At 59.0% G+C, this 10,575-nt stretch carries 9 protein-coding genes and 2 pseudogenes; 5 read left to right on the top strand and 6 right to left on the bottom strand.

Annotated features, from left to right (window positions below):
* Positions 1 to 466 precede the first annotated feature (466 nt).
* The 6 genes and pseudogenes from GPL20_RS38200 to GPL20_RS38180 all read right to left on the bottom strand — a co-directional run.
* A pseudogene (locus GPL20_RS38200) lies at positions 467 to 1,019 on the bottom strand (transposase domain-containing protein); the annotation flags it as partial.
* Positions 1,020 to 1,064: 45 nt separating this feature from the next.
* Positions 1,065 to 1,316 (bottom strand): IS66 family insertion sequence element accessory protein TnpB, encoded by a 252-nt coding sequence (tnpB, locus tag GPL20_RS38195; RefSeq protein WP_347340056.1) that lies wholly within the window; start codon positions 1,314 to 1,316, stop codon positions 1,065 to 1,067.
* A 137-nt stretch (positions 1,317 to 1,453) separates the two neighbouring features.
* Positions 1,454 to 2,071 carry a tyrosine-type recombinase/integrase gene (locus GPL20_RS40375; protein WP_430641855.1) on the bottom strand — a complete coding sequence of 206 codons (618 nt, stop codon included), beginning with the start codon at positions 2,069 to 2,071 and terminating at the stop codon, positions 1,454 to 1,456.
* A 170-nt stretch (positions 2,072 to 2,241) separates the two neighbouring features.
* Positions 2,242 to 2,466: pseudogene (locus tag GPL20_RS40370) on the bottom strand (site-specific integrase); the annotation flags it as partial.
* Entirely contained in the window at positions 2,463 to 3,377 is a 915-nt protein-coding gene (locus GPL20_RS38185; protein ID WP_157337854.1) for a tyrosine-type recombinase/integrase, read from the bottom strand. The pseudogene GPL20_RS40370 and the gene GPL20_RS38185, both read right to left, overlap by 4 nt.
* Positions 3,377 to 4,615, bottom strand: coding sequence for a tyrosine-type recombinase/integrase (locus tag GPL20_RS38180; RefSeq protein ID WP_157337852.1), 1,239 nt, complete (start codon positions 4,613 to 4,615; stop codon positions 3,377 to 3,379). Before GPL20_RS38180 ends, GPL20_RS38185 begins: the two co-directional genes overlap by 1 nt.
* Before the next feature lie 1,175 nt (positions 4,616 to 5,790).
* Between GPL20_RS38180 and GPL20_RS38175 the strand changes: the two genes are divergently transcribed.
* The 5 genes from GPL20_RS38175 to GPL20_RS38155 are packed head-to-tail and all read left to right on the top strand — an operon-like array spanning position 5,791 to position 10,170.
* Positions 5,791 to 6,840, top strand: coding sequence for an NAD-dependent epimerase/dehydratase family protein (locus GPL20_RS38175; protein WP_157337848.1), 1,050 nt, complete (start codon positions 5,791 to 5,793; stop codon positions 6,838 to 6,840).
* Complete coding sequence (locus tag GPL20_RS38170) at positions 6,837 to 7,181, top strand: DMT family transporter (protein ID WP_157337846.1); 345 nt, start codon at positions 6,837 to 6,839, stop codon at positions 7,179 to 7,181. The genes GPL20_RS38175 and GPL20_RS38170 overlap by 4 nt, the downstream gene beginning before the upstream one ends.
* Before the next feature lies 1 nt (position 7,182).
* The gene (locus GPL20_RS38165; RefSeq protein WP_157337844.1) at positions 7,183 to 7,560 is read left to right on the top strand and encodes a hypothetical protein; all 378 of its coding nucleotides are present in this window, start codon (positions 7,183 to 7,185) and stop codon (positions 7,558 to 7,560) included.
* A complete protein-coding gene (locus tag GPL20_RS38160; protein WP_246251296.1) occupies positions 7,557 to 9,098 on the top strand; it encodes an FAD-dependent oxidoreductase in 1,542 nt (513 codons plus the stop codon). Before GPL20_RS38165 ends, GPL20_RS38160 begins: the two co-directional genes overlap by 4 nt.
* A 1-nt stretch (position 9,099) precedes the next feature.
* Positions 9,100 to 10,170, top strand: a complete 1,071-nt coding sequence (locus tag GPL20_RS38155; RefSeq protein ID WP_254126418.1) for an NAD-dependent epimerase/dehydratase family protein — start codon at positions 9,100 to 9,102, stop codon at positions 10,168 to 10,170.
* Positions 10,171 to 10,575 lie beyond the last annotated feature (405 nt).

Genomic DNA, 10,575 nt, shown 5'->3' with positions numbered 1-10,575 from the left:
GTAACGTCTCCTGTGAGACGCTGCGGGCTGCGCGGGAGCGCCCTTTGGGTGAGCGCTCCTGCTCGCCCGCAGCTCCATTCCCTGCCAGTCAAACCTTGCCGTCAGATTAAGTCGAAACTTCTACAATCGAGGTGTTCCACAAAATCCTCAAATCGGGCTGCAAAGCTGAGGAGTCGAAGCTCAGGACTGCCCAGCGTCTGACCAATCTGATCTCGCTCTTTTGCATCCTGAGTTGGCGGGTCTTCTGGATGACGATGCTCAACCGTTCCGCCCCAGAAGCGCCGCCAACCCTCGCGTTGACTGCGACTGAAATCGGCGTGCTCGATCGCCTCGTCAACGACAAACCAAAAGCAATAAAAACGCTCGCACTATCTGATCAAGATCGCCCGGCTCGGCGGTTATCTCGCCCGCGCCAGCGATCCGCCGCCCGGCAATACGGTCCTGTGGCGCGGGCTGTCACGCCTAGCGGCTGCGTGATCGCATCGCAATCCCGACAACTGAACTTCTCCCGGACCGTGTCGATCACCTTGAAGCGGCGTGGGATCTCCTCCAGCGTCGAGGTCACGCTTTCGCCGAGCTTCGACAGCCGGTCCGATCCGCAGCAGGGACACTGCGTCGGGGCCGGCGGCATCACGCCCTCCCGCTCGATATCCTCGGGAAGGGGCTGGCACACCGGCCGCCTCCGCTCAAACGAACGAACCGTCTGCGTCCTCTCGGCCGCCCTCTCGGCAGCGAGCTCATCCTCGGTCGCGCCCGCCTCGAGTTCCTCAAGCTCAAGCTCCAGCTGATCGAGCGGCCGCGCCGACCGGCCGGAGCGCGCGCCATATATATATCGTGCGTCGTAGATTCTCGATCTCGAGCTTGAGATGGGCAATCAGCGGTTCGGTGGTCGATGGCTTCGCTTGGGCATTAGCCGCTTCAGCAAGCCTGGCTTCCGCGGCAAGCCTGGCCGTGCGCTCGGCCAGGATCATTGCATGCGCGGCGGCAAGATCAAGCAGCAAGTCGGCGCTAAAGTCCATAGCCAGATGGAATCACATTCGCGGCCAAACTCAAATAACAAAGTCTCAGCCCACACTGGTCGGACGCCAGGCCTCTTGGGGATTGCGCCAGTCGATGCCGGATAGCAGATAGCTCATCTGCGCCTGCGAGATCGACACCATGCCGTCCGCCAGCGATGGCCAGACAAAACGACCTCTCTCGAGTTTCTTCGCCAACTGGCATGCTCCCTGGCCGTCTTGCCAGATCACTTTCAATAGACCGCCTCTGCGTCCGCGGAAGCAGAACAAATGACCACTCAGCGGATCGCAGCGCAGCACCTCTTGCAGCTACAGTGACAATGAGGCGAAGCCTTTACGGTTATGTGGCGCACCACATAACCGTAATTATGTGGAGCCCACGATTATGCGGAGTGCGCGGCGGGAAGTTGCTGCCCGCCGCGGTTTTCTCGTATGTCTCACTCCGCATAATTCGGCTTGCGTCGGGCCGCGCTCAGCATGGCCAGTAGCTTGTCGGGCGCCCGGAAGCGGCCGGGCGACAGCATCGGCGGCGTCATGGCGGCGAGCGCTTCGAGCTTCTCCGTCGGATCGGCGCGGAGGTAGACCTCGGTGCTTTGCAGGCTGGCGTGTCCGAGCCATAGCGAGACTTTCCGGACGTCCCGAGTCGCCTGAAGCGTATGCATGGCGCAGGTATGGCGCAGTACGTGCGGACTGACGCCTTTGCCGGCGATCGACGGTGCTCTGCGAGCGGCGGTGGCGACATGCTTGCTCAGGATGTATTCAAAGCCTGAGCGGGTCATCGCCTGGGCACGGGCATTGCAGAACAACTCAGGAGCGCCGCTGACTGGGCGCGCTTTAAGCCAAGCCTTCACAGCTGCGGCCGTCTCCTTCCAGAGCGGCAAGACCCGTTCACGTCGGCCCTTGCCCATGATGTGCACGCTGGACATGGTCTGGCGGTCGATCTGATCGAGCCGGAGACCGACCAGCTCCGACACGCGCATGCCTGCGGCGAAGGCCAGATGCAGCATGGCTCGATCACGGATGCCGGACGGGGTGCTCGCGTCTGGCGCGTCCAACAGAGCCTGCAGCTCGTCACGGGTGAATAGCCGACGAGCGCCTGATCGGTCTTCTTCATCGGGATCGCATGGATCCGACGTGATTGGTCGAGGCTGGATGGCACCCTGTATTCCAGATAACGGAAGAACGAGTTTATCGCAGCGAGCCGAGCATTGCGGGTTCGCGCCGAGTTGCCGCGCTGCTTCTCTAGATGCTCTAGGAATGCCAAGATCAGCGGCGCGTCGAGCCGTTCGATCTCGATCTTCGATGGCTTGAGCTTGAGCCGGCCGGCGGCAAATTGGAGCAACAGCTGGAAGCTCTGGGCATACGCCTCGCAGGTATGTTGGCTCGCCCGGCGTTCTTTAGGCAGGTGCTCGCGCAGGAAGCTGCTCAGATAGGGGGCGAGCGCGGTCATGCGGCGCCTCCAATCAGCAATGCCTCGCCGGCCTCGGCGATCTGGCCCATCAGGACCGGTGTCGCCTGCAAGTACCAATAGGTGTCGGTCACGTGGGCGTGGCCGAGGTAGGTGCTGAGCGCCACGATATGGCTGGCGACCGCGGCACGATCGTGGCGGCACTGCTCCAGCGAGCGGACCGCGAAGGTGTGGCGCAGATCGTGGATGCGCGGATCTCGCCCCGAGTACGCGCCCCTGAGATTGGTTCTATCGAGGAGTTGAAGGAAGATGCGTCGCACGGTGTTGTAGGGCAGCGACTGCCCGGCAACCGATACGAAGAGAGCGCTATCGGTGGTGGTCAGCGACCGCCGGGCGACCAGATATCTGTCGAGCGCCAGCCGAGCTGTTGCGTGAAGCGGCAACAGCCGGCTCTTCTGGAACTTGGTCTGCCGGACGAAGAGCCCATCGGCAGTCACATCGTCGATCTGCAGCGCCAATGCTTCTGCGATCCGCATGCCGGTAGCGGTGAGCAGGCCAAAGAGCGTTGCATACATGGTCGGTCTGATCGAGCCCGCTGGCCGGAGTGCCGCCGCAGCGCGAAGCAATCGTGCGATCTCGTCCGCACTATAGATATACGGCGATCGCCGCTTGACGACGGCGTGGCCGAGTGCATCCGCCGCCGGAACCTGATGGCGCGGGTTCTCGGCGTGCATCGCCAGCGCGAACCGTCGCACGGTAAGCAACCGGTTGCGGCGCTGCTCCGGTGATGGCGCACGTGCGGCCCACGCCAGGACACGGGCACTTCTGATGTGCCGGTCGCCGCGCTCCTCGGCGAAGGCGACGTAGCCCCTCAGCAGGATGTGCTGGACGCGGAACTTGAACCCCAGCGACCGCTGCTGGTCCACATATTTGGTAAGATGTTGACTCAGCATCACGCATCTCCCGGCCAAGGTTGCGCGATCTGCAGCAGCATCGTCACGTCGACTTTGGCATAGTGCGCGGTCATATCCGGCGAGCGGTGGCGCAGCACGGCTCCAACCGTGTCAAGCGTCGCGCCGCCCCGCAGCATGGCGGTCGCGGCCGAATGCCGAAGCAGGTTGGCCCCATTCGACGGAGCGGTGATACCGGCCTTTCGTATTGCACAACGCACAACGTCCGAGACTGCGCTCGACCTTGTCAGTGGCCGGATTGGTGCATTCGACATGAAGAAGATTCGACTATCGACGACGTGCGGTCGGGCTTGATCCAGATAAGCGAGCACGGCATCACCGGCGTCTTGCGGCAATGGTAATCTCGTTTCCCGGCGTCCCTTGCCACGAACCGACAGCGTCGCTTGTTGCCAATCAATATCGGTGAGGCGAAGAGAGAGAATGTCGCCGGCCCGCAGACCTAGTCGCGCCAATAGTAGCAGGATCGCCCGATCACGCACGCCGGTCGCCGTGTTCTGATCGCACGTTGCAATTAACATCTCGACATCTGACGAGCCAATGTATCGCGGAAGCGACGACAGTCGCCACTGCGGAATGATTGGCACGGCCTGATCGAGTCCCGCACGGCACAACCCCCGAGCGCCGAGGAACCGTAGATATCCTCTGAGCGCCATCGTCATCGTCTTCACGTAGGCCAGAGACACCCGCTTCGTCTCTGCAATGATCACGTCGCGAATGAGCGGGGCATTCCAGCTTCGCGGCTTGCTACCAAGCGCCGGGAGCAGCCGCATGACCATGCGACCGTGTCGACCTATTGTCAGCTCTGTGACGCCGCGATGCTGCCGCAGCCAGTCCTGGAACTCGACCACCCGCCGGTCGCGCGTCGGCAATGCGAGCTTCGGCTTGCGCGGAACAATCCCGCGCTCACCGAGAAACTCGACGAACCGGCGCGCCCGTCTCACGTACTTCTCGGACACGCCCTTCTCGCGACGGATGCCGGGGCATCGACAGCGATGTCGAGCGAACCGATCGATGACGCCATCATCGATGTCAGCGACTGCGACCTTGGTCAGCGTCAGCCATTGCGCGAGGTGACGGGCTGCGGCGTCATAACCGCTCACCGTCAAGTTCGAATGCCCCAACGCCGTCAGGTGTCGTGCGAACTCCGTCACCACCGGGGCGAGATCGCCTGCCTCCATGCAGCGCTGCCCGAGGCAGTGATTCTCTCTCAGCTTGTTCATCTTATCTCCCTTTCGTTGACATCAAGACACGAAGGGAGGCCTCAGATTATGCGGAGCGAGGAAGAGGGCACCAGGAACTAAACTGTTGATAACGGAGCAGGTCTCGGATCGACCGGCCGCGCACTCAGCATAATCGTAGGCTCCACATAATTACGCATGTCGGTGCGGCCTGTCGCCAGCCACAACCGAACTCCCGCAGGAACCGGAATTATCGCGGATCCAAAACCTCGATGATCCGGCGAAGTGTCGCCGCCCGGATCAACAATGACCCGCCGCCCGCCGGTTAGCTCGATCTGGATCCGGCGCTCCGTCGAATGTACGGTCGCGCTTTCCGATGACGCCACCACGGACGCCGCCGGCCCCCCTCGGCCACAACCGCCCTGACAAAGCCAGCCTCGGATTTGGCCCGCGTCGCCGCGAAGGCTCTTCGCCAAGTCACCAATAGAGAACGCGCCAAGCAGTATCGCGGGGCTGTCGCTGCAGCCAGGCGCGGCCCGGACAGCTCTCCAAAACAATGCCCTCCTTCTCTTCCTCAGACCAACGCCGCCGCCGGCCTGTATCAACCACTTCCAGGCGACCCCGTATAGCCGCCCGTACGTTCAGCTCTCAACCATCGGGCCAGCCCACCGCAAGGCGCCTCTCCTCGGAGGTCTATGTTCTAGCTACGTAGCTTTTCCGCAAAACTGTCGCAGATGCTACACGGTCATAAAGGCATTGTGGTGATAATAAACACTCTATTCTTTGGCACGAAACATGCTCGTAAGGGCAGCAGCCGCACTGCAGTTGAGACCACGTCTGCCTGAGCCTGCAGGAAATTCCGACGACTGCCGCCGGATTCAGCCTTCTGGAGAAAGCCATGAGAACTAGCGGAGCCTCCTTCACGAGCTCACGGCGTTACCTCGAAGTTAGCGACTTTCAGAACATACTCCATCGCCGACATCCAGATGAATGCCTGTCCGTCAGTTACACCGTCCATTGGACCGCCAAAGGACTTTTTCATTGATGCAGATCTCATTGCGCGTGCAACGACCTTACGGCCTTCTGCATCACTTCCTGGGTTTTCACCAGCATGTTGTCGGGATCGGCCCTGAACTCACACTCTTACGGTCCGGTCAAGCGCTCAGCCGAGAGACACGGGCCCTCAACAGTTGACTTGAAATTTGTGCAGGTTGGAGATGGTGAATACTGCTCTAGTTACCGGCGGCGCGGGATACTTTGGTCAGTTGCTCAGCAAACAGTTGCTTGAGCGGGGCACTCACGTTCGGGTGTTTGATCTGAACTTCCCTAGATTCAGTCATCCGAATCTGGAAGTTTTCAAAGGCACGATCTTGGATCGCGATGCAGTCAAACAGGCCGTCTCAGGCGTACATAAAGTGTTTCACACCGTTGCCCAAGTCCCTTTAGCTAAGGATATCGACCTGTTCTGGTCCGTCAACAAGGATGGCACTCAGGTCATCGCCGAAGAAGCGGCTGCTGCAAAGGTCGAGAAGCTAATATACACTTCCTCCAGCGCGGTTTTTGGAGCCCCGAAATCCAATCCCGTCACAGAAGACACCCAACCCAATCCTGTCGAAGATTACGGACGGGCGAAGCTCGCAGGAGAGATCGTTTGCAAGAGCGTAATGGAACGGTCCGGTCTGGATGTGTCAATCGTGCGCCCGCGCACTATTCTCGGACATGGCCGCCTTGGCATCGTCCACATTCTACTTGACTGGATTGAACGCGGTCTCGACGTCCCGGTTTTAGGCGGCGGCAATAACCGATATCAATTTGTACACGCGGATGATCTGGCTTGCGCGTGCGTTTCAGCCTCGAATACCAAGGGGTTTGGAGTATTCAATATCGGCGCTGCCGAATTTGGTACAATGCGTGAACTTCTGGAGACGCTAATCGACCACGCCGGCTCCAACAGCCAAATCAAGTCCATTCCGGCCTGGCCATCTGCTCTCGCAGGGACTCTGGCAAGCGCGTTTGGCGTATCTCCCTTGGGCCCCTACCATCTGCTGATGTACGGGCGATCGATGTATTTCGATATTTCGAAGGCTCAAGCAGAACTTGGCTACGCGCCTAAGTACTCCAATTCCCAGATGATCATCGATACTTATGATTGGTATCAGGCGAATAAGCCGTCTCTGAATATGGGCGGAGCGTCACACCACACATCGCCGGTCAAACAACAGCTTTTGGCCTTACTTCCGTACGCCTTGCGGATGATCCCGGGATGAATTCGCCTTCCCTGATTGCGATTCTTGTCGCGGGCTTGAGTTCCTGTATCGGCAATCTATTGCTGAAATGGAGCCGGACGCCGCCCGCCGGGCCCGCGGAACAGTATCTCTCGATTGCCTTCGTAGCCGGGCTAGTGTTTTACGGGATCAGCGTTTTGTTATTTGCACGGGCTCTTGTCTCTGTAGAGGTGTCGGTCGCCTACCCGGTTTTGGCGGGTTCTGGGTTTGCGGCACTATCAGTTGCATCACATTATATTTTAGGAGAGCCGTTCCATCTGTACAAATGGATTGGCCTCGGCTTTATCTTTGCGGGTATCGGTGTTTTGACGCGAGGAGACTGAAATGGTCGTCGATCGGGTGATCGTGGCAATACTGATTCCTGCGTGGCCATTGCTCGACAGCGAAGAGAAACAAGTCGCATTAACTGAAGTCACATCAAGCGTCACGCGAGCCATTGCAGGCGCTCCCTTTCATCTGTGTTTGGCGATTCGAAGCGTCTCGATCTTCGTTAGCCTTTGCATCTTCTTCCTTTCAGCCGGGGCGGGCGGTCCCCTTGCAAGCGCGCGCCGCGCGGAAGGGTTCTGCAATATTCTGAACCGATTGCCCGCCCCGATCAGCTCCGTCATGCGCCTTTATCGATCCACGGCGCTGGTTGCATTCTATGAGCAGGCGCTCGTCGTCGCGAAGCTGTTGGCGCCTGATCGGAAGCGAAAGGCTTGAAGTTGAAAGGCAGTTTTCGTCCTAGTAATCCCGCGCAACTGGATGCAGACGCGGCGATTATCGGCTCCGGTGCAGGCGGCGCCAGCGTGGCAGATGTGCTGACGGCCGCGGGCTTATCCGTGATCATGCTTGAAGAAGGTAAGCACATCCCCTCATCAGCAGCTTCTCCTATCGCAAGCGAAGCAATTTCGGCCGCCTGGCGCTGCGGGGGGGTAACTTCCGCGATTGGCCGCCCCCCCATAGTTTATGCGGAGGGCTGCTGCGTCGGCGGAGGTACAGAAATTAACAGTGCAATTACCCAGCGAGCCGATAGCGCTCTCATTGAGCAATGGCGCAAGCTGAACAAGATTGAGAACTTTACCCCGGATGAACTAACGCCATATTACGAGCGCGCCGAGGCGGCGGTAAATGCAAGCCTCACTCCCGGCCCCCTCGGACGTGCCACCGACATTTTGCGGCAGGCAGGCGAAGCGCTCGGCTGGAAAGTATCAGATCTAAAACGGGGACAACGCGATTGCAAAGGCGCAAACCGGTGTTCTTACGTTTGTCCGAGTGGCGCCAAGCAGTCCATGGCCGTCACCCTTCTCCCGAAGGCTGTGGACTGCGGGATGCGCCTGCTAGCGCAGACCCGGGTGCACAAGATACGAATTGAAAAAGGACGTGCCATAGAGGTCCTCGCCCAGTCACGTGCCGAAGGCGGACCAGCCCTATCAGTGCGCGTCAAGGCCAATATGGTCTTCGTTTGCGCTGGTGCAATCCATACGGCAGCGCTTCTGCGCTGCTCCGGTGTACATAAACGTGTCGGCGATACCCTGCGCTTTCATCCCACAATCAAAGCGACGGCGCTGTTTAGCGAACCCGTCGATGCACACAAGTCGCGGCCTCCTCTGGCGGCGATTACCGAATTCATGCCGGACCAACGCATCGGCGGATCGGTATTCACGCCCGGCATCTTTGGCCTTTCGCTTGCAGAAGACTGGAAAAACCGTGGCGATCTGATGCGAGACTGGCGTTTCTGCGGGTCGTATTATGGCATGATACGTCCGCGCGGCGTGGGGTCGGTGAGACTGATTCCTGGCTCTAATGGGCCCGTTGTCACTTTCAAACTTGTCCCTGAGGATTGGACAGCATTGAGCCAGGTTCTCACTCGGCTTGGCCAGGCGCTGTTTGCGGCTGGCGCCCGCAAGGTGTTCCCGAGCATAACCGGCCATGAAGGATGGACTAGCCCCGACCAAGTGCATGAATTCTGGAACAAGCCTCTGCCCAAGCAGGCAACGAATCTGATGACGATACACTTGTTTTCGAGCTGCCCTCCGGGCGAGCACCGCGATGTTTGCGCCGTCGACAGCTACGGACGGGTGCGGGGCATCGAAAACCTCTTTGTCGCCGATGGCAGCCTCATTCCGGAAGCGCCAGGAGTGAATCCCCAAATGACAAGCATGGCGCTAGCGTTTCGGGTTGCAGAAGCGGCACTCTGTCATTCCCCACGAGAACGCGCCCGGTCAGCCTCAAGAGACAGAAATCAGGAAGATTGTTAGCGTGCAAGGGACAATCTCATTACATCTGAACACGCCGCTTGTGCTTCTAACAGGAGCCACCGGCTGGCTGGGCGCGCGCATCGCGGCGGCACTGACGACCGGTTTGCCAAGAACACAACTACGGCCAGCCGGGTGCTTCCGGGTACGGGCGCTCCTTCTTGCAGGAGAAGATGTATCGCAGCTGCGCAAGCAGGGCGTGGAAATCGTCACAGGCGATATCTTAGATATGGAAACCATCCGCACATTTGTGGCCGGCGCTGAGGACGCCATATTGATCCACATGGCCGGAGTCATTCATCCGAAAACGGTCGCCCAATTCGAAGCGATCAACACGCAAGGCACGATCAACTTGATAACGGCAGCCCAAAAGTCCGGCGTGAGGCGCGCCGTTGTTATGTCTTCGAATTCGCCGATCGGCTGCAACCCACATCCAGACCATAGATTTACAGAAGAAAGTCCCTATCACCCTTATATGGGATATGGCCGCTCCAAAATGCTGATGGAAAAGGCCCTGCGTGCGGAAATTGCCACCGGCAGCCCGATGGAGATTGTTATCGTCCGCGCGCCATGGTTCTACGGACCCAACCAGCCATCAAGGCAAACCCTCTTTTTCAAGATGATTAAGCGCGGCAAGTTTCCCATCGTCGGATCTGGCCGGAACCGGCGCTCAATGGCCTATACTGACAATGTGACGCAAGGCGTCTTGCTTGCCGCAGCCAACAAGGATGCGGCTGGTGAGATATTCTGGCTGGCCGACGACACGCCATACACCATGAACGAGATTATCGAAACAGTCGGCCAGGTCCTACATGAAGATTTCGGCATGACGGTCGAGCCCAACACGATTCGTCTGCCTAGAATTGTGGCTGAAATTGCAACGATGCTAGATGCGTCTCTTCAGTATGTCGGCATCTATCATCAGAAACTTCATGTCCTGTCTGAAATGAACAAGACAATTGCGTGCGATATCACCAAGGCCAAGAAAGTTCTTGGGTATATGCCCTATGTCGGGTTGCGAGAAGGGATGCGTCTCTCGATCGAATCCTGCCTGGAGAAAGGCCAGGGCATTTGAAGCTTTTATCTTTTAGCTTCTTGATTGCGCCGCGCCAATTTGCCTGCTGCAAATACTGGCTCTGGCATAGATGGTCGAGAACCCGCAATTGGGCCTTGCTACCAAAAGTGCCTCCACAAGGCTTCGGGAGCTTGTTTGTCGAGTGAAACGCTCCCCAAAACTAGGCCAGCCAGAGCTGGAATTTTCCGGGTTCGGCTCATGCCGGCGGGGGCGCCGATGAGCCATTCAACAGCGATACCGGCGCCTTGTTGCCAATCGCGCTGTGTGGGCGGACTTCGTTGTACAACAAGGCTTGAGAACGCCCACGGGACCGTATGCCGTGAGGTTCTGTACCGGCATCACCCTTGGGCAGGCCGCGAGGTTTTCGTCCATGGTGTGATCGACAAGGCGGACGGCGTTGTTTTC

The organism is Bradyrhizobium cajani, from assembly GCF_009759665.1.
Taxonomy (GTDB): Bacteria; Pseudomonadota; Alphaproteobacteria; order Rhizobiales; family Xanthobacteraceae; genus Bradyrhizobium; species Bradyrhizobium cajani.
This window is presented reverse-complemented; position numbering and strand designations above follow the sequence as displayed.